This is a genomic window from Allobosea sp. (genome assembly GCF_017308075.1).
GTDB lineage: Bacteria > Pseudomonadota > Alphaproteobacteria > Rhizobiales > Beijerinckiaceae > Allobosea.
This window is the reverse complement of record NZ_JAFKFX010000029.1, coordinates 37,144-59,618: the sequence shown is the minus strand read 5'-3', so window position 1 is coordinate 59,618 and position 22,475 is coordinate 37,144. Positions and strand designations below refer to the sequence as shown.

The 22,475-nt window shown below is 66.1% G+C and carries 15 protein-coding genes; 3 read left to right on the top strand and 12 right to left on the bottom strand.

Annotated features, from left to right (window positions below):
- Positions 1-6,465, top strand: a complete 6,465-nt coding sequence (locus J0J10_RS10835) for a hypothetical protein (protein ID WP_291646502.1) — start codon at positions 1-3, stop codon at positions 6,463-6,465.
- 341 nt (positions 6,466-6,806) lie between these two features.
- On the opposite strand, the gene J0J10_RS10830 is transcribed toward J0J10_RS10835, so the two are convergent.
- The 3 genes from J0J10_RS10830 to J0J10_RS10820 are packed head-to-tail and all read right to left on the bottom strand — an operon-like array spanning position 6,807 to position 9,949.
- Positions 6,807-7,826 carry a GntR family transcriptional regulator gene (locus J0J10_RS10830; protein WP_291646501.1) on the bottom strand — a complete coding sequence of 340 codons (1,020 nt, stop codon included), beginning with the start codon at positions 7,824-7,826 and terminating at the stop codon, positions 6,807-6,809.
- A gap of 42 nt (positions 7,827-7,868) precedes the next feature.
- Positions 7,869-8,984 carry a mandelate racemase/muconate lactonizing enzyme family protein gene (locus J0J10_RS10825; RefSeq protein ID WP_291646500.1) on the bottom strand — a complete coding sequence of 372 codons (1,116 nt, stop codon included), beginning with the start codon at positions 8,982-8,984 and terminating at the stop codon, positions 7,869-7,871.
- Between the two features lie 8 nt (positions 8,985-8,992).
- Complete coding sequence (locus J0J10_RS10820) at positions 8,993-9,949, bottom strand: NAD(P)-dependent oxidoreductase (protein WP_291646499.1); 957 nt, start codon at positions 9,947-9,949, stop codon at positions 8,993-8,995.
- A gap of 92 nt (positions 9,950-10,041) precedes the next feature.
- Between J0J10_RS10820 and J0J10_RS10815 the strand changes: the two genes are divergently transcribed.
- A complete protein-coding gene (locus tag J0J10_RS10815; RefSeq protein WP_291640459.1) occupies positions 10,042-11,151 on the top strand; it encodes a mandelate racemase/muconate lactonizing enzyme family protein in 1,110 nt (369 codons plus the stop codon).
- 100 nt (positions 11,152-11,251) lie between these two features.
- Here J0J10_RS10815 and J0J10_RS10810 read toward each other — a convergent pair whose 3' ends face one another.
- From J0J10_RS10810 to J0J10_RS10800, 3 genes are all read right to left on the bottom strand, one after another.
- Positions 11,252-12,742, bottom strand: coding sequence for a tripartite tricarboxylate transporter permease (locus J0J10_RS10810; RefSeq protein ID WP_465247193.1), 1,491 nt, complete (start codon positions 12,740-12,742; stop codon positions 11,252-11,254).
- Between the two features lie 4 nt (positions 12,743-12,746).
- Positions 12,747-13,217 carry a tripartite tricarboxylate transporter TctB family protein gene (locus J0J10_RS10805; protein WP_291646498.1) on the bottom strand — a complete coding sequence of 157 codons (471 nt, stop codon included), beginning with the start codon at positions 13,215-13,217 and terminating at the stop codon, positions 12,747-12,749.
- A 61-nt stretch (positions 13,218-13,278) separates the two neighbouring features.
- The gene (locus J0J10_RS10800) at positions 13,279-14,247 is read right to left on the bottom strand and encodes a tripartite tricarboxylate transporter substrate binding protein (RefSeq protein WP_291646497.1); all 969 of its coding nucleotides are present in this window, start codon (positions 14,245-14,247) and stop codon (positions 13,279-13,281) included.
- 552 nt (positions 14,248-14,799) lie between these two features.
- On the opposite strand from J0J10_RS10800, the gene ggt reads away from it, so the two are divergent.
- On the top strand, positions 14,800-16,518 hold the full coding sequence (gene ggt / locus J0J10_RS10795; RefSeq protein WP_465247192.1) for a gamma-glutamyltransferase: 1,719 nt from the start codon (positions 14,800-14,802) through the stop codon (positions 16,516-16,518).
- Between the two features lie 2 nt (positions 16,519-16,520).
- Here ggt and J0J10_RS10790 read toward each other — a convergent pair whose 3' ends face one another.
- From J0J10_RS10790 to J0J10_RS10765, 6 genes are read right to left on the bottom strand one after another with little or no spacing between them, the layout of a single operon-like run.
- Positions 16,521-17,744: a Zn-dependent hydrolase gene (locus J0J10_RS10790; RefSeq protein WP_291646689.1), complete on the bottom strand. Its 1,224-nt coding sequence runs from the start codon at positions 17,742-17,744 to the stop codon at positions 16,521-16,523.
- A 25-nt stretch (positions 17,745-17,769) separates the two neighbouring features.
- Positions 17,770-19,059, bottom strand: a complete 1,290-nt coding sequence (locus J0J10_RS10785) for an ArgE/DapE family deacylase (RefSeq protein ID WP_291646495.1) — start codon at positions 19,057-19,059, stop codon at positions 17,770-17,772.
- A gap of 17 nt (positions 19,060-19,076) precedes the next feature.
- Positions 19,077-20,069, bottom strand: a complete 993-nt coding sequence (locus tag J0J10_RS10780) for a branched-chain amino acid ABC transporter permease (RefSeq protein WP_291646494.1) — start codon at positions 20,067-20,069, stop codon at positions 19,077-19,079.
- 49 nt (positions 20,070-20,118) lie between these two features.
- On the bottom strand, positions 20,119-20,994 hold the full coding sequence (locus J0J10_RS10775; RefSeq protein WP_291640449.1) for a branched-chain amino acid ABC transporter permease: 876 nt from the start codon (positions 20,992-20,994) through the stop codon (positions 20,119-20,121).
- A 10-nt stretch (positions 20,995-21,004) separates the two neighbouring features.
- Positions 21,005-21,724 carry an ABC transporter ATP-binding protein gene (locus tag J0J10_RS10770; protein ID WP_291646493.1) on the bottom strand — a complete coding sequence of 240 codons (720 nt, stop codon included), beginning with the start codon at positions 21,722-21,724 and terminating at the stop codon, positions 21,005-21,007.
- Positions 21,717-22,445, bottom strand: coding sequence for an ABC transporter ATP-binding protein (locus J0J10_RS10765; RefSeq protein WP_291640446.1), 729 nt, complete (start codon positions 22,443-22,445; stop codon positions 21,717-21,719). Before J0J10_RS10765 ends, J0J10_RS10770 begins: the two co-directional genes overlap by 8 nt.
- Positions 22,446-22,475: the final 30 nt, after the last annotated feature.

The window sequence follows — 22,475 nt, the reverse complement described above, 5'->3', positions numbered from 1 at the left end:
ATGGCCTTGCAAGACCCCGTCCTCCATTGCCTGCTGGATCGCGAGCCGGCCTCGTTCCACCCCGCCAGCGCCGAGAAGCCGATCGTCTTCGCGGTCAATCTCAGTCTGGAATGCCCGTCGGTTTCCGGATCGGCCGCGCCGATCGATGACGAGGAGGCCGCGGCGCGGCGCCTCTTCGATAGATTTCTGCAGGCCGTGCAGCAGGTCCGGTTCCATGTCTGGAAATACGTCACCGGCCAGGGGCTGGCATGGGTCGGCAAGGTCGACGACCAGATTTCCGAGACTTCGCTCGGTGCGGCCGGGGAACTCCTGGCATGGCTCGACAAGGAAGAGCGGCCAACCTCGACATCCTCGTCGCGGTACTGGTCGGCCAGCGCAGCTGCCAACACGCAAGAGCCGACGGAGATCACCGTCCAAGCTGCCGGAGCGGCCGACCGGCTGCGGGCGGCCCAGTCGTGGAACGCGCCGATCGCCCACAAATTCGGGCTGACGCATCTGCTACGCCCGGCGAGCAAGGGGCTCGGGCACTATCTGGTGCTGCCGTATTTCGCCGACCCGGGCGAGCATCCGGAGGTGCCGACGACCGCTGGCACCGTCGCCGATCCGAACTGGGATGTCAGCTATGATTCGCTTGGCAAACTCGGCAAAGTCACTTGCAGGACCGAGCTGCTGAGCGAGGCGGCCCTGCCGCTCGACCTTCCCGGGGAAGTCGACGACATCATCGGCTCAGAGGGCTTTCTCAAGGTCGATTGCGACGCCGTCAATCTGTGGCGCGTCGCGCGCTGGTTCGAGGAACGTGCCGCCACGTTGCTGGCGGTCGGCCCTGCGCTGGCTTCGTCTGTCGGCGAGGCGGACAGGCCGTACGAAGCATTGTTCGAGCCGAGTTCAGTTCCCGCCGAGCCGGAAACGCCGTCGCCGATCGCCGTCTGGGCCGCGGCCGCGGGACTCTGCGCTGCGCTCGACACCCTCGTCATCGGTCTCCTGAAACCTGCCTCTGGCGATGACAGCGAGGGGCCGATCCTCGCGCCATTGGTCACGGCGCTGCTCGAAGAGCTCGAACGGCCGGCGTTCCAAGACGCGCATAAGCTCACCCCGGAGAATTTGCGCGCGCCGTTCGTGACGGGCGCGCTGCGCGATACGTTGCGGCACAGTCCGCTTGCGCAGCGTAATGCCGATCGCGCGCAGCTTGCCGCAGCCCTGCGCCATGTGCACGGCATCGGCAAACCCGGATCCGATGCTTCGCCTGAAGCAGCCTATATCGAGACCTTGCTGCGCATTTATGAGGGCGCGTCGGGAGTGGTGCTCGACCCCGCCCGGCTCTCGGTCACCGAGGAGCAGGGGCTCGCGATGCTGATGCGGGGCCTCGCCGCCGCCGAACAGCGTCTGCAGGACGAAGCGGGGCTGGAAGCGGCGACATTGCGGCTGATCGAGACCAGCGCACCGGCTTTCAACGGACCACCGGCGCGGCTGATCGCCAAAAACTATGCGAAGGCGATCGGGCGGCCCGGCGATGAGGCGCTCATCGGCGCCATCGAGAGCGATGTGGTCCCGTCGGCCTGGGCCGCCTTCCGAGCCCTGCTCGACGGCGCTTTCAACGGCGCCGAGGCGGCCAGGCGTGCTGCCGGCAGCGAGTTCCTCAAACTGGTGCTGGAGCGGCTGGACGGCACGGAGCGAAGCAGATCGACGCAATTTCGCGAGCTCGCCAGGGAAGTCGATTATTTCGGCAGGCGTCTGCTCGGCGAGGACGGCGCTACGGCAGAGCCGGGATGTTTCGCCACGTTGATCGAGGCGCTGCCGACGCCGGCGTTTCCGGGAACGCCCGAGGACAGGCGGCTGGTCCACGCGCATCTCGCGCGAGCCTATGCTGCCTCGATCGCGGGGCTCGACCGCCTCCTCGATCCGCTGGCGCATTTCATCCCTGAGAATGCGCCGCACCCGCTGCCTATCCAGATTGCAGCCGATATGGACGGAGCCAGGGTCGACGTTTTCGCGCAGCATCTGAATGGCATCGGCGTCTGCCTGCGGCGCATCGACAGCACCGATGACAGCAAGAACCTCTGGGCACATGCCAATCTGGCCGAGCTGACCTGGCCGCACGATCCTGACAAGCCCGCATCCGTCACGACCGTCGAAGCTGCGATCCATCCAATGCTGCCAGCGGTGAGCGACGGCCGGGCCCCGATGTTCATCGACTTTCAGGGCTTTCCCTTCGCCAGCACCGAGCTCCTGGAAACGCGGCTGCCGAACGGCACCGCGGAAGGAGAACGCAGCTACACGCCGTTCTATCGCCACGGCTCCTCCACGGCGCCCGGTTTCGCCAGGGTCCCACGTCTCGCCTATGGGCGTTGGGTCGAGAGCCTGTCCTTCGTCACGACCAATGCCGGTACCTTGCCGCTCATTCTGCAGCACTCTGCCGCGCAGCCTTGGATGCCGAAGCACAAGCTGCAGGCGCCAAGCGAGACGACGCAGGGCACACTGATCGCACGCGTCCCTTACAGCCGTCGCACCGCGATCGGCCAGACGGCGGTGGAGGAGAAGCGCCGGAACGGAAAGCCCCTGCGCATCGGTGCTCCGCTTGCCGGGGTCGCGCCGCTCGCCGCCGACTATCCGCGCATCGGAGTTTACGCTGAGCAATCCGCCGACGGCGCGCGCGATCTGTTCCGCGAATCCGACGGACGCGGGGCCCTGGTGATCGGCAGCGCCACCGCCTCGCACATGACGAACAGCTGGCAACTCGCCGATATCCGCTGGATCGGCGCGCCCTCCGCGCTCGATTTGCGCTTCTTCGATGGCCCGGCCGCGCACCCGGACCATCCCGGCATCGCCAATGTCAGCTTCGAGCAGTTGGGCGCGGCCAATGAGGGCAAGTCGAACGCTGTCGATCTCGCAGCGGTGGACGCGATCGAGATCAGCTCCAGTGCGACGCGTAGCGACCCGTATGATGCCGCCAGCCCGCTCGACGTGGTGCTGACGGTGAGCTGCGGCGGTGTCAAGGAAAGGCGCACGTTCCAGAGCCGGTCCGACACGCTGCGGCTGCGCCTCGTGCTGAAAGCCGCAGGCGGATCGGCCGCGATGAGCTTCACGGATACGGGGGCCCGCGCACCGGACGGAGTGGATGCACCGCTGCTGCTTCTGGCCCCGGAAAAGGATGGCTGGAATGGCGGGCTGAGCGACGAGGTCACCGTCACGCTGCATACGCCGCGGATCGGCTATCTCGATTTCGACCGTTGGCTCGGCAATGCCGATCTGCGCAAGCGGATCTTCAAGGATGACGCCATCGCCCGGCGCTTCGAGGGCGCGCTGCTCGCCGCCTATCTGATGCGTCACCAGGATGAGAGCCTCGCGGCCGCGCTCGACCGGTTGCCCGATCCGGCCGTGGAGCAGCTGCGGATCGAGCTCATCCTGCTCGATCAACTCGCCAGTATGCCGGCGAAGCCCGACAGCGAGACCTTCGACGTCGCGGAAGCGCTGCGGAAGATCGCCGAGAACCTGAAGGACAACACGCTCTGGACGCCCGAGCGTCTGCACGCCAAGATTTTCGCCCCGATCGCGCAGGCATTCTGCTGCACGGTCACTATCGGTCCGGGCCCTTCGCTGAGGCTTGCTGGCAAAGCCAGCGATTTCAGGGCGATCATCCCGGCCGGCCATGTCGCGCGCCTGTCTGTCGATGCGCTCGTCCCGGCCGAGCACTTCGCCGGGCAGGTTATCCATCCGCCCGTGTTCGACTCCGGCCTTCTGCAATTCACGACACGCGCCATCGCCGGCAAGCACCTCGCTTTCCCGGCCGCGGCGGTTCGGGTCGAGACGATGCTGGCCTTCACGCCCGCGCAGCAGGACAGGGAGGCTCGGAACCGGCTTGCCGCCGAGATGATCACGGTTCAGCCGATCCGTAGCTCCCGCCGCTATGAGATCGTCACCAGGGACCAGCTGCCGAAAGGTCCATTGCACGCCGAGCGGACACGCTTCTGGCGACTGATCGGCGAAATCGACGTGACGTCGCAGCGCTGGCGCCCGAGCGGGCGCCCGATCTATCATCACATCAACCCGAGAGATTTTCGCGAGGACGGCCAGAAGGCGGACACCCCGCTCGACCCGGCCGTGGAGCTCCGGCTCGATCAGGCTGGTCGGCTGGCTCGTTTCGAGGGGGAGGCGTTTTTCGACCGCTCGAATCTCGACGCTCAGAGCATCACCCAGAAGCTGCTGCCCTTGCCCTCGCGCACGGTGCTGCAACCGCATTTCTGGGACCAGCCTTCCGCCACCTATTTCCGTCATCGCTTCACCCTGCGCTCGCGCTATGCTGGCGCCTTGCGGGCCGGCCGCGAGCTCATTTCCTGGTCGGCGGAGGAGGCGAGGCCGGAGACGGGCTGGACGATGCGCGTCGCAATGCTCGCCGACCAGTCGCGCATCATGCTGACCCGGCCGCAATTGCGCGCGCTGATCCCCCTGACGACGGCGCCGGGCGGCGGGGCCGACAGGCATCCCGGGCCGCCGGTGATCGGCGTGCTGCAGGAGCCGCCTTTCGCCCGCGGTGGGCTCGCCGATCGGATCGCTTCGGAGATCAAGACCGGCTTCGGCTACGGCTTTGAAGCGCTCCCACAATCGGGCTCGGGCAAGCAGGTCGCAACCGTCGAGATCCTCGACGCGCGCAAGGAGATCGGACCGACCCCCTATCTGGACTACCGCCCCATGGACAAGACGCGGGCGCTCGGCATGACGCTGATGGCAGAAGGCCCGGTCGGCCTGACCTTCGACCATGCCAACGCCACGGCGCCGGCCTTCCCGAACAGCCTCGTCATGCTCTCGCCACGCGATATCGGCGATGCGGCCTCCGACGCCGTTTCGCTCGAGGAGCACTTCCTCGGCGTTTCGCTACGCCGTCACCTCGATCCGGCATGGACGACGGAAGAGACCGTCGCGTCCATCGGCCTCGACGCCGAGCGCGGCTGGTGGATCGAGCTGGATCTGCAGAAGGGGATGCCTGAAAAGCTGCTGCGATACGGCGCCGACGGGGCCGAAGCGGATCTGCTGCTGAGCGCTGAAGCCGGCGGCGCCCTCGTCCTGCGTACCCTCAAGCTCGCCGTCGACGGCCATGTCGCGGGAGCCAAGGACAAGCATGTCGACATTGCACGCTTGCCGTCGATCCAGACGGGCTCGCCGGAGGAACGCGATTTCGCGAAGCTCGCCGTCCTGCATCAGCCGGTCTCCGCCGGACGCTATTCGCTTTCCGTATTCGCGGTTCCGACAGCGAACTGGGTCGACACAGCCGCCGGCCGCAGCAGCGCGCCGCTGATGCTGGCAAGCTTCGAATGGTCGCCGCCCGCCAAGGACAAGGGCAAGGGCAAGAAGGAGCTGCCGGTCGCCGTCACTTTGACGGCAGCGGAAAGCGCTACTGCCCGTGCCGCGATGGCGAGCTTGTCGACCTTCCTGGCCTGGACACGGACCAGCCGCGATTTCGACTTCGTGCATGTCGCCGAGCAGAAGCAGCCGAACGGTTCGGGCGATCAGAATGACTTTGCCGCGGTACCGGTGCAGACAACGGAACTCGTCGCCATGCTCACGGCGAACCACGAGAAGATCCAGCTGATGCGCAGCGGCAGCAATGGCCAGCCCGCCTGGCTGATCTCGTCGACCCTCCTCAGCCCGTTTCCGCTCCACGTCCACCGCCATCTTGCGGCGCTCACCACCCGCTATCTCGACGAGCCGGGGCGGCCGGTCGAGACTTTCTGCCGTTCGTCGCTGCTCGCTGGCGCGGTCAACGCGCTTGTCTTGCCGTCGGGCGCCATCAAATCCCCCTCTGCCGAAGACCGCGTGCGAGTCGTCGAGTTCGAGACGCCGGCCGCGATCCTGTGCGGGACCCCGTCGGAGGCGATCCCGCTGACATACCACAAGGCCTATTTCGACCTGACCGGGACCGGCTTCGGATCGGAAATCAAGGGCATGCGGCTGCTGCTGCGCCTGGTCGGATCGCCCACGCATCTTCGCGGTTTCACGAGCCTGGTGCTCGTGCTGACCGATGCGAACAAGAAGCGCCGCGAGATCAAGATCCAGCTCGACCACAGCACGGAGGGGTTCATCAAGGCGCTCGAGCTTCGGATGGAGGGGGCTAAGGTCGCGTCCGTGCTGCAATTGCGGTCCGACGGAGAGGTACGTCCGGCCTCGAACCATGTCAGTGGCGACGATTTCGCGATGCCGCCAGTGATCGACGGGAATTCCGGCTTTTTCCTGCATATCGCGGCGCAGGGCGGCTCCGGCGAGTTCTGGGCCGACGTTTCGTTGCTGCATGTCCCGAAGCCACTCTCGGGCGCTTTCGAATTCGATTGGCTGTTTGGCCGGGCCGGCGGGGATGAGCCGGCGCTCGAGGTGACGCCGCAGGCCTTGCGCCAGATGGTCGAGGCGCAGGCGCGCATCGTCGCGGTCTCGCCGCCGATCCCGATCATTTCGCATGATGGGGTGCTGAAGACATAGGCGCGGATCGCATAGGCCGACATCTAGGTCCGATCCAGCCATGGCGTTCGACGGAAATCGATGCCGCCAGTCCTGTCATGCGGCTGCGCCGGCTGCCGCATGACAGGGGATGCTGATTGATGACGAGATCGGAATCCGAAAATCGATCGAACAGTGCTTCAGGGTTTCTTCCGGCTCGTGGCGTTTCCTCGGCATTGCGGTCCTGCTGGCCGTCAAAAGACAGGGCTCGGTAGGGACCAGCTCAACAGAGCTCATCAGGGCGCGGTGCGAGGCCGAGAATGTGCCGCCGCAGCTGTATTCGGCCCGGCATCGTTCCGGCTGCTGCGTCGCTCGAAAAAGCTCTAGGCCTCGCGCGACATGTATTCCGGCGCCACGAAATCGTCCGGCGGCGAGGCTTGATAGCGCTCGATCACGACGTCGAAGGCCGAGCGAAGATGCTGCTCCAGCGCTTCCGCTGCGCCCGCCGCGTCCCCCGCCAGCAGGCGGCGGAACACCGCGACGTGTTCGCGCGCCATGCTGCGTATCTCTTCCACGCTGGTGCCCTTCTGGAAGGTGTAGTGCGTCGACAGCAGGGGCAGTTGCGAGCGGTAGATTGCCGAGCACATCTCGCTGTTGGGGCTCTTGAGCACCATGTCGAGATGGAGGTCCTGTTCGAGTTCGAGGATCGTCGTCGCGGCCGGGCGGGTTTCGGCATCGACATAGCGTTCGACCCTGCGCAGGGCACGCGTAACGGCGGGGCGGCCGAGGAGGGGGGCTGCGCGCATAAGGGCGGCGGGCTCGAGCAGCCAGCGCATCTCGTAGCGGTTGCGCAGATCGTCCATGGACAGAGGCCCCACATACCAGCGCGAGCCTTCGAGCCGCGCGATATCGAGCCGCTCCAATCGCACCAGGATCTCGTGCGCGATGGTCCGGCTGACGCCGTAGGCGCGCGCCAGCCCGCTCTCGTTGACGGTGAACTTGCCATAGGCGAGGCAGGCGGAAATTTCGCGCTCGACCTCCGGATAGAGCCGTGCGCGGTGGCTGCGCGAGCCGCCGGCGGTGTCGAACCCCTCCGGCAGGACGAGTCCGGCTTCGAGCAGATCGACCCGGTGCAGCTTGCCGGCTCCCTGCCCGACCTGGAAGCCGCGCCGCGCCAGACGGCTGACCAGCCCCGCTTCTTCAAGCTCCCGCAATGCCGCCGCGGCCGGCACGCGACTGGTGCCGAATGCCTTCGCGACGGAAGTCTCGTTCACCACGGTGCCGTCCGGCAGCGTGCCGTCGCGAATGTTGCTCTGGAGTGTGTCGGCGATGAGCCTGTACATCGGCAGGCCGACCAGGGTTTCGCCGACCTTGCCAGCCGGAGACGCCGAAGCTCTCGTCATGCTGCCTGCGCCTTTCAAAGCCGCTCACATCAGTCGATGCGTTCAGGCGGGCTGGGCGAACCGCCTGAACGCCTCCTCGCTTGGTGTCGAACTCGCGCCCGGCCGTTGTGGGCGCCGAAAGGCGCCGGCCTCGACCGCGGCGGGCTCTTCGAACCAGTCCTTGATCCAGGGGATATACTCCAGAATCGTCGAGGCGGGATGCCAGAAGGCGAGGTGGACGTGAACCTGAGACATGTCGCCGGCATGCGGGGCGACCGGCAGGCGCCGGGCATGGGCTGCATCCGTCACTTGAATGTATTCGGTGATGCCCCCGAGGCGGGTCACGTCCGGCTGGACATAATGGATCGCTCCGGCGTCGAGGAAGGCGTTGAAGGCGTCGAGCGTGTAGAGCTGCTCGCCGAGCGCAACCGGGATCGTGGTCGCCCGGGCCAGTGCGCCGTGGGAGGCGACGTCGTCGTACCAGAGCGGCTCCTCGAACCAGAGCAAATCATAGGCCTCGGCCCGGGCGCAGAAGCGCATGCAGGTCGGGAGATCCCATTTCCCGTTGCCGTCCACCGCAATGGTGACGCTGTCGCCAACCGCCCTGCGCACCTTCTCGATGCGCGTGAGGTCGGTGTTCGGGTCGGCATGGCCGACCTTGAGCTTGATGCGCCGGAAACCGCCTTTTTCGACGGCGGCGACGCTGCCCGCGACCAATGCGTCGTCCGGAATCGAGAGCCAGCCGATGTCGGTGTTGTAGGCGTCGAGGACCGTACTGGTCGCGCCGCCGAGGACATGCCAGAGCGGTTGCTCCGCCGCCTTGGCCTTGAGATCCCAGAGCGCCACGTCGACCGCCGCAAGGGCGAGCTGGGTGATGCCGGCGCGGCCGATCCACTGCAGTGCCGGCGATCGGGCCAGACGGTGCCAGAGCCGCGTGATTTCGCCGGCGTCCTCGCCGAGCAGCAGCGGTGCATAGCAGTCGCGTATGCAGGCGGTGATCAGCCTGTCCGACGGCAGATGCGCATGAGTTCCGGTGAAACCGTAGCCGGAAAGGCCGGTCTCCGTCTCGATGCGGCAGCCGACCACGCCCCAATGCGAGATCGTATGGGTCGAATCGGAGATCTGCCCGCTCGTGACCGGGATATGCAGGATAAAGGGCTCGACCTTGATGATCTTCATGGTGTGCCTCAGGCGACGCGGAAGCGGAGTGCTTCGCCGGCGCGAAGCCTGCGAATATTCTCGCCGATCATCGCAGTGGTGCCGTCGAAGGCAATTTCTGTCACGCCGGCGATGTGCGGCGTCAGCGCGATGCGCGGATGGCCGACGAGGCGGCTGCCTTCGGCCGGAGGCTCCTGGCGTACGGTGTCGAGACCGGCCGCGCGGATGCGCCCCTGATCGAGGGCGCCGATCAAGGCCTCTTCGTCGACGATCGCACCCCGGCCGACATTGATCAGGGAGGCGTTCGGCTTCATCCGGGCGAGGAAGGCGGCATCGACCAGAGCGTCCGACTGGGCGTTGTGGGGCGCCGTCACGACGATGAAGTCCGCTTCCGCGCAGAGGGCGTCGAGCCGGTCTAGCCCGCCGACCCAGGCGAAGCCGTCAGGCGTCGTCTCCGGCGCGGTCCGCTTGACGCCGACGAGCCTCATGTCGAAGGCGCGCAGCCGCTGCGCCACGGCCGAGCCGATGTTTCCGAGGCCGATCAGCCCGGCGCATTTGCCGGCCAGGCCGAGATTGAGGTGCTCGGTCCAGACCCAGCGCCGGGTCTCGATCTTCTCGGCCGACTCGGAAGGCAGGCGCGCGCAGGCCAGGACGAGCATCACTGCGTGCTCGGCCACGGAGGCGGCCATTCCCGAGAACTCCGAGGGCGCGTTGGCGACCTGCACGCCATGGCGCTTGGCGGCGGCGGTGTCGACCTTGTCGTAGCCGACGCCGAACTGGTGGACGAGCTTGATCGCGCTGCCGGCGAGCAACTCCTCGGTGACGGCCATGCCCAGCGGAATCAGCACCTCGCAAGCGCGCGCCGCGGCGTGATCGAGATGGGCGCGGTTCACGATCCGGCAGTCCGGCAGCAGCCGCTCCAGCCGATCGACCAGGGCGTCGGGCCAATCGCCGCACAGCGCGACCTTCACCTCTCGATTAGTCATTGCGCGCTCCTCCCAAAAACGCTTAATGCATACGAAGTTCATTATTCCAAGCCGAGACACGGCGCAAGAAGTCAATGGGAGGCTGTTGCGGAATGGCTAAGATCGTCGGAGTGCAGGTGCTGCAGGCGGACCTGAAGCCCAAGGTGAAGCGGACCGATGCGGTCCAGAGCTTCGAGCTGCAGGAGACCCCGATCGTTCGTATCCGGGATGCCGACGGCGTGATCGGGACCGGCTACAGCTACACGATCGGCACCGGCGGCTCGTCGGTGATCCACATGCTGAATGACCACCTCGTCCCCGTGCTGCTCGGCCGCGAGGCCGACGACATCGAAGCGATCTGGCGCGACCTGATGTATCGCGTCCATGCAACCACCGTGGGGCCCGTGACCTCGCTCGCGCTTGCGGCAGTCGACACCGCGCTCTGGGACCTGCGCGGGCGCCGGACCGGCCTGCCATTGCACCGCCTGGCCGGTGGCGCCAAGGACCGGATCAAGCTCTACAACACCGAGAATGGCTGGCTGCATCTTGACCAGTCCGAATTGGTCGAGGAGGCGATCCGCGCCAAGGAGGACGGTTTCGGCGCTTCCAAGCTGAAGCTCGGGCGCCCGCACGCGGCTGAAGATGCGCGCCGCATCGCCGCGGTGCGCGAGGCGGTCGGAGCCGAATGGGACATCATGACCGATGCCAACCAAGGGTTCCATATGGACGAGGCGATCCGGCGGGCGAAGGCGTTCGAGCCCTTTGATATCGCTTGGTTCGAGGAGCCTATCCATGCCGATGACGTCGCCGCGCATCGCCGGCTCTGCCAGTCGACCTCGATCCCGATCGCGGTCGGCGAATCGATGTACAGCCTGTCGCAGTTCAAGGACTACATGCAGGCGGGTGCCTGTTCGATCGTGCAGACCGATGTCGCGCGTATCGGCGGCATCACGCCCTGGCTGAAGGTCGCGCATATGGCCGAGGGCTTCAACATCCCGGTTTGTCCGCACTTTCTGATGGAGATCCACCTCGGCCTGTGCTGCGCCGTGCCCAACAGCCGCTGGCTGGAGTTCATCCCGCAGCTCGATCTCGTGACCCATACCGGCATCCGTATCGAGAACGGGGTCGCCTTCCCGTCCGAGCAACCAGGGCTGGGCATCGACTGGAACTGGGAAGCGCTTGACCGCACGGTGAGCGCAAGGCAGGCCCACGGCAACTGGTGACGGATCGCGTCCCTGCGCGAACTGCGGACAATGAAGAAGGCCGGCATCATCGATGCCGGCCTTCTTCATTGGGATCCGGGATAGCCGGCGCGCCGAGCGCTCAGGCCGGCTGGCTGCGGCTGCGCAGCCCGGCCACGATCGGCCACAGGATGACGGTGCCGGTCACCAGCGCGAGCGTGCCCGCGATCGGCCGGTCGACAAGGCCGACGAAGCTGCCGCCCGACATGATCATGGAGTTCACGAAGTTCTCCTCGATCATCGGCCCGAGGACGAGCCCGAGAATGGCCGGCGCGAGCGGGATGTCGTTCTCCTCCATGAAGAAGGCGAGCACGCCGAAGCCGAGCATCACCCAGATGTCGAAAAGCGAGTTGTTGATCGCATAGGCTCCCAGGATCGACAGAACCAGGATCACGGGCATGAGCAGATCGCGCGGCGCTTTGAGGATCTTCGCCGAGACCTTGATCAAGGCCCAGCCGAGCGGAAGCATGATCAGATTGGCGAGGATGAAGACGATGAACAGCGCATAGACGTTCTCCGGCGAATTGAGGAAGATCGTCGGGCCCGGGTTCATATTCTTCATGAAGAGCACGCCAATGGCGATCGCGGTGATGGAGTCGCCGGGAATTCCAAAGACCAGTGCCGGGATCCAGGCGCCCGATACCGCGCTGTTGTTGGAGGCGCCGGCCTCGATCAGGCCTTCGGGATGGCCCGTGCCGAACTTCTCCGGCTCCTTCGAAAAGCGCTTGCTCATGGCATAGGACAGCCAGGCCGCCATGTCGGCTCCCGCGCCCGGCAGGATCCCGACCGCGGTGCCGAGCGTGCTGCCGCGAAGTATCTGCCAGGGATACTGCTTGGTGAGGCGCCACATGCTGGCGAAGATGCCGCCGATCTTCTTCTGCACGATCTCGAGCGACCCCGAGGGGCTGATCATGTGGCGCAGCACCTCGGACAGGGCGAACATGCCGACGATGACCGGGATCAACGAAATGCCGGCCATCAGGTCGGTGGAGCCGAAGGTCAGCCGCGGCACCGCGCCCGGATTGTTCATGCCCACCATTGCCACGATGAGCCCGAGCAAGAGCGACAGCACGCCCTTGCTCGGACTGGACGAGCCGATGAATACGGCCGCGCTCAGGCCGAGCAGCGAAATCCAGAAGAACTCGACCGCCCCGAATTTGAGGGCGTAATCGGCGATCGCCGGCGCGGCCGCCATCAGCACGGCGCTCCCGAAGAGGCCGCCCATCACCGAGAAGACGAGGCTGATGCCGAGCGCCTTCTCCGGCTCGCCCTTCAGGCTCATCCGATAGGAATCCTCGACATAGGCCGCCGAGGCGGGCGTACCGGGGATGCGCAGCAGGCAGCCGGGGATATCGCCGGCGAAGATCGCCATCGAGGACGCGGTGACGATGGCGGCCACCGCCGGCACCGCCGGCATGAAGAACGTCAGCGGGACGAGAAGGGCGACCGCCATGGTCGCCGAGAGTCCGGGGATCGCTCCGACCAGGAGGCCATAGGCCGCCGAGGCGATGATGACGAGAAGGACGCTCGGGGCGAGCACCATCTCGAGTGCGGTGAGGTAAGCATCGAGCACGGGGTCACCAGCGGATCGGTTCTAGCAGGCCCCAGGGCAGCTGCACCCTCAGGCCGAGATGGAACAGGCTGTGCATGAGCAGTGCGGCGCCGACGGCGACAGCGAGGGCCAGTTGCCAGCGCACTCCGAGCGAAAGGAACAGCGCCAGCAGCAGCACTGAGACGGTCGGCAGGAAGCCGAGCGTGCCGACGCAGAGCACATAGAAGGCCACGCCGATCGGGATCGCGGCGAAGCGCAGCAGGAACACCGGATTGCGGGTCCAGGGCTGGAGGCTGATGAGCGGCGCCGCGCGCTGGCGGCCACCCTCGACGACCAGTGCGACGGCGGTCACGCCGAGCAGAACGGCCAGAAGCAGCGGAAAAAAGCCCGGGCCATAGATCTGCTTGCTGGGATTGGGCAGTTGTATCCCGGCGATCCCCAGGCACAGCGCCGCAAATGCGGCGATGATTCCGAGGCCTAGATTATTCACCTTCATCGCACACTCCGCGCGGCGGCGGGCCGCGCCGGCGATCGGACCGGCGCGGCAGAGATCGGGTTCAATCGCGCTGTCGGATGCCGATCGCCTTCATGACGTCGCCGGTCTGCGTGAAGTCCTTGTCGAGATAGGTGGCGAAATCGTCACCGGCGGCCCAGACCAGGCCGAAGCCGCGGCCCTTCATCGTCTTGGTGAAGTTCTCGGATTCATAGACTTTCTTCAGGCTGCTCGTCAGCCGCTCACGGACATCCGCCGGCAGCTTGGGAGGGGCGACGATGCCGCGCCAGGCGCCCGCGCTGTAATTGGCGCCGAGTGCCTCGTTCGCCGTCGGCACGTTCGGAAAGGCTGCGGTGCGCTCTTTGCCGATGGTCGCGAGCGCGCGCACTTTGCCGGCTTCGACCATCGAGGCACCCTCGGGCAGCGAGGAGGCAACGATATGGACGCCGCCGGCGGCCAGTTGCTGGAAGCCCGGCGCGGCGCCTTGCGTCGGGACGAGCGTCACCTTGTTGGGGTCGATGCCAATCGAGTGCAGCAGCCCGCCGAAGGCGAGATGGGCGGCGCCGCCGATCGGCACTCCCGACATCTTGTAGGTGCCGGGCTGGCCGGCGCGGATCGCCTCGACGACCTCCTTCGCCGCTTTCCATTGCGAGGTCGCATTCACGTGAATGGCGCTCGGGTCGAAGTTCACCAGCGCGATCGGCGTGAAATTCTTCCAGGTGATGTCGCCGGTGGCGCCCCAGTAATAGGTCGAGAGTTCGGTCGTCGCGAGACCGATGGTGTAGCCGTCCGGTGCCGCCTTCGCGATTTCGGCATGAGCGATGACGCCGCCCGCGCCGACGCGGTTGACGACGTTGACGGGCGTGCCGAGCTCCTGTTCCAGCCCTCCCGCGATCAGCCGCGCCACCGCATCGGTGCCGCCGCCCGCCGCCCAAGGCACGATCAGCGTGATGGGACGTTCCGGATATTTGGCCTGGACGGCGAGGACCGAGGCGGCGAGCGCGACGGCGGCCAGTGTCATTCGTTTGAGCATTTGTACCTCCCTGACGGCGTGATTGTTCGGGTCGGCGAGCCGCGCCTGGTTTCCGCGAAGCTACAAACGGCCCCTTGCAACGTCAATGCATATTGCATGGAGAATGCGATTAATGGCGGCGGCCGTGAGGGTCTTCGCCTGGATGTCAGCTGCGGAAGCGGAGGGCGCTCCGAGAATTGGCGGCCGCCATTCGCAACGGCAAAAGGAAGCCGAGCTTGACGCTTCAATCGTGTAGCTGAGCATTGCGGCTTCGATCGAGGTTGCGATGTATGAGCGCAACCAGGTCAGCGAGGTCCTGGTAGGTCCGCCGGTTGAGCCGTGCGCGCTTGCAGGACGATATCATCCTGACCCTGATCAAGCCGCGCTGCGACCTCTTCGCTACCACGAGAGCTACGGCCATCAGGCCGACTTCGGCATGGCGATAAAGCCGCTATCGCTCCAAGGGTTGGGGGGCGCACAAGTCCAGACTGTGACAGCGCTATCGCATTGCTCAGATTGTGGCTCGGCCTATGGTCGGCGGGAAACAGATCTCTTGGGCAATTGGGGGAAGCGATGACGGCGAGACAGATGCAGGGCTGGCGCGACAGGGCGGCGGTGAGTTTCACCGCGGAAAAGCAGCCGGCGCATGGCTCGCGCGGCATGGTCGTCACCAACCATCCGCTTGCCTCGGCGGCCGGTGCCGAAATGCTGGCGGCCGGCGGAAACGCCATCGATGCGGCGATCGCGGCCCTGTTCACGCTTACGGTCGTCGAGCCGATGATGGTCGGCATTTTCGGCGGCGGTCTCTCCCATATCCGCCTGCATGACGGCACCCATGTCGTGCTTGACGGTCTGAGCGCGGCGCCGCGTGCCGCCACGCCCGATATGTATCGCCCGGTCTCGGACCGCATGCCCGCCTATATGGAGACGGTGGATCGCGAGAACACGATCGGAGCAAAGGCGGTTGCGACGCCCGGCACGCTGCGCGGTTGGTGCGACGCGAACCGGCGCTTCGGACGGCTCTCGCTTGCCGACGTCATGGAGCCGGCGATCCGCCATGCCCGGCGCGGCTTTGCCGTCACGCCCTATCTCGCCGCCTGCATCGCGGAGGCCGCCGCCGATCTGGCCGGGGACCCCGAAATTGCACGCCTGTACCTGCCCGGCGGCACGCCGCTCGCCGCCGGCCACCGCCTGGTGACGGGCGATTACGCGGACACGCTCGCCAGCATCGCCGCCGAGGGACCGGATGCACTCTATGGCGGCGCGCTCGGCCGGCATATCAGCGATCACATGGCCAGGGCCGGCGGCCTGATCGGGCTCGACGATCTCATGGCCGTCAGGACGATCGATCGCCCTCCGGTTTACGGCAGTTATCGCGGCTTCGACATTTACGGGCCGCCGCCGCCTTCGGCCGGTGGCGTGCATGTCGCGCAGATGCTCAACATACTCGAGCACTACGATATGGCCGGTCTCGGCTTCGGGTCGGTCGAGAGCATGCATCTGCTCGGCGAGGCCCTGAAGATCGCCTTCGCCGATCGCGCCGCAGCCACTGCCGATCCCGCTTTCGTTCAGGTGCCGGTCGAGCAGCTCATGTCGAAGGCCTATGCCGGGGAGCGGCGTGGCCGCATCGACACCAGGCGCACCGCCAGTTGGGCCCCCGGCGTGGTCTCATCGGAATCGGCCAATACCACGCATGTCACCGTGGCCGACGCCGAGGGCAACATCGTCGCCAGCACGCAGACGATCAACGGATTGTTCGGCGCCCGCTTCATCATTCCCGGCACCGGCATCGTGCCGAACAACTACATGGCGCTGTTCGATCCCCATCCCGGCCACGCGTTGTCGATCGCGCCGGGCAAGCGCGTCACCACCTCGATGGCGCCGACCATCGTCTTCCGCGACGGCCAACCCGCTTTCGCGCTCGGGCTGCCGGGGGGCTTGCGGATATTCGGCTCGGTGATGCAGGCCCTCGTCAACCTGATCGATCATGGCATGAGCCTGCAGGAAGCGGTCGAGGCGCCCAGGCTGTGGACGCAAGGCGAGGCGCTGGAGGTGGAAGAGGCCGTACCCGCTGCCCAGCGTGACGGGCTCGCCGCGCGCGGCTGGAACGTGCTGCCGGTCGCCCATGTCGGTGGTGGCATGACGGCCATCGCCTTCGGCCCGGGTGGTGCCACCACGGGCGCGGCCTGCTGGCGTGCCGACGGTTTGGCCATGGGCCTCGGCGGCGGCCTGGCGCGGGCCGGCACGCGCTTCTGGCCCGACGCACCGAATGTCACGCTGGAGGCGGATTGACCTCAGGCGGTCAGTTTCAGCACCGCATTGAGCAGCACGTCCGCGCCATCCCGGCATTGCTCGGGCGTGCTGTATTCCGTCTCGTTGTGGCTGATGCCTGTATCGCTCGGGACGAAGAACAGCGCTGAAGGGCAATAATCCATCATCGGCACCGCGTCATGGCTGGCCACGGTAAGAATATCCCGCTGGGAAAAGCCCAACCTCTCGGCCGTGTCGCGGATCAGGGTGCTCATCGCCGGATCGCAGTTGATCGGGCCGAACTCGAAATATTGCTCAAGATCGATCGATACGCCGCGCTCCTGCGCAATGCGGCGGCAGGCGTCGCGCAATTCCATTTCCATGGCGAGCGCCATGTCGGCATCCGGGTGGCGCACGTCGCAGCTCAGCCGGACCTCTTGGGGAATGACGCCGCGTACATTGGGATAAACTTCAAGATAGGGCGCGTTCGAGCGCCCGTCACGCCCGCGCGACCGGCCGATCCGGTCGATCTCCAGCGTCAGCGCCGCCGCGCCGACCAGCGCATCATGGCGCTGCTCCATCAAAGTCGGCCCGACATGCGCCGCCTGACCCTTGATCGTCGCCACGAAATAGCGCGCCTTGAACGAGCCGGTCACCACGCCGATCTGTTCGCCGCCTTCCTTCAGCAGCGGCCCTTGCTCGACATGAACCTCGAGATAAGCCGTGAAGGGGCGCCCCCCGACTGCCATGTTGCCGGCATATCCGATGCGCTTCAGCGCCTCGCCGACACTCAGGCCTGACGGGTCCTGCCGCGACAGGGCGAAGTCGAGCGTCATGTCGCCCGTGAACACCGAGGAGCCCATGGTCATCGGCGAGAAGCGCGCGCCCTCCTCGTTGGTCCAGGCGATCACTTCGATCGGCAGGCGCGTCTGCAGATCCAGGTCGCGCAGCCGGCGCAGCACCTCGAGGCCGGCCATCACGCCATAGACGCCATCGAACTTTCCGCCCGTCGGCACGGTGTCGAGGTGACTGCCGATTGCCACCGGCGCGGCGGCGTGGTCCGTACCCTCGCGGCGGGCGAAGATGTTGCCGATGCCGTCCACCGTGACGCTACAGCCGGCCTCCTCCGCCCATTTGCGGAACAGGTCGCGGGCGCGCCCGTCTTCTTCCGACAATGCCAGACGGCGACACCCGCCTCCGGGCGTTCCGCCGATCTCGCCGATCTCCATCAATGCGGACCACAGCCGGTCGCCATTCACGCGCAGCATGCTCACGGCACAAACTCCCAAAGGCCTACAGGCGCTCGATTCCGCACCATTCCGCCAGGAACAGCGCCATGGTCTTGGTCACGGCCTTGACCGAGTCGAGGTCGACCCGCTCATCGAAGCCATGAGGCCTTTCGCAGATCGGCCCGTAAACCAGGCCGGGCGTATTCTGGTAGAGGCCGAAGAAGCGGGCATCGGTCGCCGCCGAGGTGATCTCCTCCTGCAGGACCGCATTGAATACCGCCTGATGGGCACGACCGAGCACGGCTTCCGGGCCCTCCGCATTCTCCAGCACATACCCTTCCGCCATATGGCCATGATACTCGATGCGCGGCTGGTGGTTCGACAGATAGGGATCGGCCAGCGCCGCCTCGTGCACCCGCGCCTCGATCTCGCGCTGGATATCGGAGAGCTTCACGCCGGGCAGCACGCCGACCCGGATGTTGAGCACGGCCTTGGACGGGACGCTCGAGGTCCACTCGCCGCCCGAGATCTCGCCGAGATTGACCCGGATCGGATGCGGGTGGTCCTTGTAGAGCGGGTGGTGAACCTTGCGGGCGTTCCACTCATCCTCGAGCTGCTTGATCGGCGGCCACAGCAGGAGCGCCTTCTCGATGGCGTTGGAGCCGACATTGTTGAAGCCCGCCGAAGCATGCTGCGGATCGCCTTCGACATGGACGCGGAACCAGATCAGGCCGACCTCGGCCCGCATCAGCTTCGGTTCCAGCGGCTCCGGCACGAAGGCGCAATCGGCGCGGTAGCCGCGTTGCAGGCAGGCAAGCGTGCCGTTGCCGGTGCATTCCTCTTCGACGACCGACTGGAAATGGATCGGCGCCGTCGGCGCAAAGCCCGCCGCGCGCACGGCATCGAACGCGAACAGCGTGCCCGCCAGGCCCGATTTCATGTCGCCGGCGCCTCGGCCATACATCCATTTGCCATCGATGCGCGGCTCGAAGGGCGGTGTCGTCCAGCGTTCCCAGGCGCCCGTCGGCACCACGTCGATATGGCCATTGAAGATCAGCGAGCGGCCCTTGCGCTGTGCCGGACGATAGGTGCCGACCACATTGTAGGCGTTCTCATAGCTTGCATCGACCACGGGCGCGAAGCCGGGCAGGTCCTTGATGTCCTCGACCTGGACCTTCCAGTGGTCGACCGCCAGGCCGCGCTTGGCCATCGCGCTCGCCATCAGGTCCTGCACGGTATGCTCATGACCGCGCACCGACGGGCAGCGCACCATCTCTTGGGTGAAGCGGACCTGCTCGTCGAAACCACGATCGACTGCCGCCGTGATCGCGGCGGCGATATCCTTATCCAGCATGATCGTTCCCTTTGACCTCAGGACGAGGAGCGCGACGCGAAGCGCCGCCTGAACACCGGACCGAGCGTGGTCAGTCCCTTGGGCAGGAACATCACGATGAGGATGATGATCGCGCCATAGACCAGCAGCCGGTACTGATCGAGATCGCGCAGCAGCTCGACGATGCCGGTCAGGATCAGCGCCCCGATCAGCGGGCCGCTGAAGGTGCTGAGCCCGCCGACCAGTGCCATCGCGATCACCAGGATCATCAGGTCGATGCCGACCGCCGCCGTCGGCGTGAGGATGCTGATGTAATGCGCGTAGAAGGCGCCGGAGATGCCGACCAGGAAGGCGCTGATCCCGAAGACCAGCAGCTTCTGGCGGGTGAGGTTGACGCCGAGGCTCTCCGCGGCATCCTCGGCATCGCGCATCGCGATGATCGAGAGCCCCGTCCGGGAGCGCATCAGCAGCATGATCACCGCGGTCGAGGCGATCAGCAGCAGCAGGATGAGATAGTAATACGGTACCTTGTCGGCCGGCGAGAACACGACCTTGCCGAGCAGCGGCAGGGTGAAGCCTTCGAACGGCCGGATGCCCCACAGGCCGAGCTCGCCGCGCGTGATCGTCTGCAGGTTCGAGATCACGATGCGCACGATCTCGGCAAAGCCCAGCGTCACGATCGCGACATGCGCCATCGACCGGATCCGCAGGATCGGCAGCCCGATGAACAGGCCCGTTGCGGTCGCAGCCAGCGCGCCGAGCCAGATCGTCAGCCAGGGGCTCAGGCCCAGCTTGATGCTGAGCAGCGCCGAGACATAGGCCCCGATGCCGAAAAAGGCGTGATGGCCGAAGGTCTTCATCCCGCCAAATCCCGCCACCAGATTCCAGGCCGAGGCGAAGATGCCGAAGATCATCGACAGGATCAGCACATGCAGCAGATAGGGATTGCGCGTGACCAGCGGCACCGCGACCATCCCCAGGAGGGCGACTGCGATGATGAGCCATTGCGACGGCTTTACCGGTTGGAACATGCGTCTCTCCAAACGGTCGGCGGGAGTGTTGGCATGGTGGTGCTGGCTCTCATGACGGCTTCTTGCCGAACAGGCCCCATGGCCGCCACCAGATCACGGCGATCATCATCGCGAAGCCGATGACGTCGCGCCATTCCGACGAGGTCAGCTGCACGCCAATCGCCTCGACGACGCCGAGCAGCAGGCCGCCGGCGATCGCGCCCGGGAAACTGCCGAGCCCGCCGAGAATGACCACGACGAACCCCTTGAGCAGGATCGGCATGCCGCTCCACGGGTTGATCGCATAGATCGGCGCCAGCATGGCGGCCGCGACCGCGCCGAGCGCACCGGCGATGCCGAAGGTGATCAGATAGATGTGCTGCGCCGGAATGCCGACGACGGCAGCCGCGTCGCGGTCCTGCGCAGTGGCGCGGATCGCCCAGCCCAGCCGCGTCTTCTTCAGGATGAAGGTCATCGCCCCGATCGTCACGATGGCGACCACGAGGATCAGCAGGCGCTGCAGCGGCAGGCGGACGCTGCCGATCTCGATCATGCCGTCGAGATAATAGGGCACGCTCTGGAACTGCTCGCCGAAGGTCAGCAAGGCGGCGTTCTGCAGGAAGATCGACAGTCCCAATGTCGCTGCGATCGTCGAGAACATCCAGGCTTCCTTGCCCATCAGGTAATGGACCGTCAGGCGCTGGATCAGCATGCCGAGGATGAAGGTCGCGACGACCGCCACCGGAATGGCGAGATAGGACGGCACCCCATAGGTCACCGCCAGGAAGAACACGAAATAGCCGCCGAGCATGTAGAACTCGCCATGGGCGAGGTTCAGCACGCGCATCGTGCCGTAGACCAGCGCGATGCCGCTGCCGATCAGCGCGTACATCGAGCCGATGATCAGGCCGTTGATGATCTGTTCGAGGAAGATCGCGAAGGTCACAGGCTTCCCCTCAAACGCCGAGATAGACGCGGCGGATCACATCGGAATGGATCATCTCGTCTCCTGTCCCCGACAGCACGACGCGCCCGCCTTCGAGCAGGTAGCCATGGTTGGACAGGCCGAAGGAGAGCTGCACATTCTGCTCGTTGAAGATCACCGCGACGCCGTCCTGGTTGATGCGCTTGATGATCTCGCCGATCTGTTTGACGACCCGCGGCGAGAGGCCGAGATAAGGCTCGTCCATCAGCAGCAGGCGTGGCTTCGACATCAGGCTGCGTGCGATCGCGACCATCTGCTGTTCGCCGCCGCTCATCTTGCCGGCGATCTGGTCGCGCCGCTCCGCCAGGATCGGAAACAGGCTCTCCACCCATTCGAGCCGGTTGCGCGCCTCCTTGCTGACGCTGCGGTGATAGGCGCCCAGCAGCACGTTCTCGCGCACGGTCATCGCCGAAAACAGGCGGCGGCGCTCCAGCACCATCGCGATGCCGAGGCCCACCATCTCATGCGTCGGCACGCGGGTGATGTCCTGGCCCTCGAACATCACCTTGCCGGATTTGGCCGGCGCCAGGCCCATGATCGCCTTGAGCACGGTGCTTTTACCCGAGCCGTTGGGGCCGAGCACGGCGACCACCTCGCTCTGGCCGACCTGCATGGAGACGTCCCAGAGGACCTGGTAGTCGCCATAAAGGACGTTGAGGCCCTCGACCGTCAGTATGGGGGTATCAGCCATGACCGTCACCGTCGCCGAGATAGAGTTCGATGACCTCCGGGTGACGCGCGATCTCGGCCGGCGTGCCCTCGGCCATGCGCACGCCGCGATTCATGAAGATCGCGCGGTCGGCAAGCTCGGTGATCACCTTCATGTTGTGCTCGATGATGATCAGCGTCAGCCCTTCGCCGCGCAGTCGCTTCACCAGTTCGATCAGTCCGGGCACGCTCGCCATGTCGACGCCGCCCGTCACCTCGTCGAGCAGCAGCAGCTTCGGCCGCGTCGCCATGGCGCGCGCCATTTCCAGCCGCTTGCGCTGGCCGGTACTCAGCCCCTTGGCGAGAATGTCGGCCCGTTCGCTCAAGCCAACCATGTCCACATAGCGCCGGGCCTCGACGCGCGCATCGGCCATGGAACGGTGATGGGCGATGGCGCCGACCATGACATTCTCGACGACGGTGAGTTCGTCGAAGGGCTGGGTGATCTGGAAGGTGCGCGCCAGGCCTGCCCGGCAGCGCCGATCGGGCCTGGTGTCCGTGATCTCGTGCCCATCGAAGGTGATCCTGCCCTTGGTCGGCGCGTGCACCCCGGCGATGACGTGGAAGGTCGTGGTCTTGCCGGCCCCGTTTGGCCCCATCAGCGCGAGGATCTCGCCAGGTTGCACGGAAAAGCTCAGATTATCGACGGCGACGATGCCGCCGAAAGCCATCGTGATGCCCTCGACCTTCAACAAGGGCGTCACGGGCGCCGGATTTTGCATAGAGTCGGACCC

Coding starts and splice junctions, on each gene's coding strand:
- J0J10_RS10835 (WP_291646502.1), top strand. CDS start 1: ATGGCCTTGCAAGACCCCGTCCTCCATTGCCTGCTGGATCGCGAGCCG.
- J0J10_RS10830 (WP_291646501.1), bottom strand. CDS start 7,826: ATGACGAGAGCTTCGGCGTCTCCGGCTGGCAAGGTCGGCGAAACCCTG.
- J0J10_RS10825 (WP_291646500.1), bottom strand. CDS start 8,984: ATGAAGATCATCAAGGTCGAGCCCTTTATCCTGCATATCCCGGTCACG.
- J0J10_RS10820 (WP_291646499.1), bottom strand. CDS start 9,949: ATGACTAATCGAGAGGTGAAGGTCGCGCTGTGCGGCGATTGGCCCGAC.
- J0J10_RS10815 (WP_291640459.1), top strand. CDS start 10,042: ATGGCTAAGATCGTCGGAGTGCAGGTGCTGCAGGCGGACCTGAAGCCC.
- J0J10_RS10805 (WP_291646498.1), bottom strand. CDS start 13,217: ATGAAGGTGAATAATCTAGGCCTCGGAATCATCGCCGCATTTGCGGCG.
- J0J10_RS10800 (WP_291646497.1), bottom strand. CDS start 14,247: ATGCTCAAACGAATGACACTGGCCGCCGTCGCGCTCGCCGCCTCGGTC.
- ggt (WP_465247192.1), top strand. CDS start 14,800: ATGACGGCGAGACAGATGCAGGGCTGGCGCGACAGGGCGGCGGTGAGT.
- J0J10_RS10790 (WP_291646689.1), bottom strand. CDS start 17,744: ATGCTGCGCGTGAATGGCGACCGGCTGTGGTCCGCATTGATGGAGATC.
- J0J10_RS10785 (WP_291646495.1), bottom strand. CDS start 19,059: ATGCTGGATAAGGATATCGCCGCCGCGATCACGGCGGCAGTCGATCGT.
- J0J10_RS10780 (WP_291646494.1), bottom strand. CDS start 20,069: ATGTTCCAACCGGTAAAGCCGTCGCAATGGCTCATCATCGCAGTCGCC.
- J0J10_RS10770 (WP_291646493.1), bottom strand. CDS start 21,724: ATGGCTGATACCCCCATACTGACGGTCGAGGGCCTCAACGTCCTTTAT.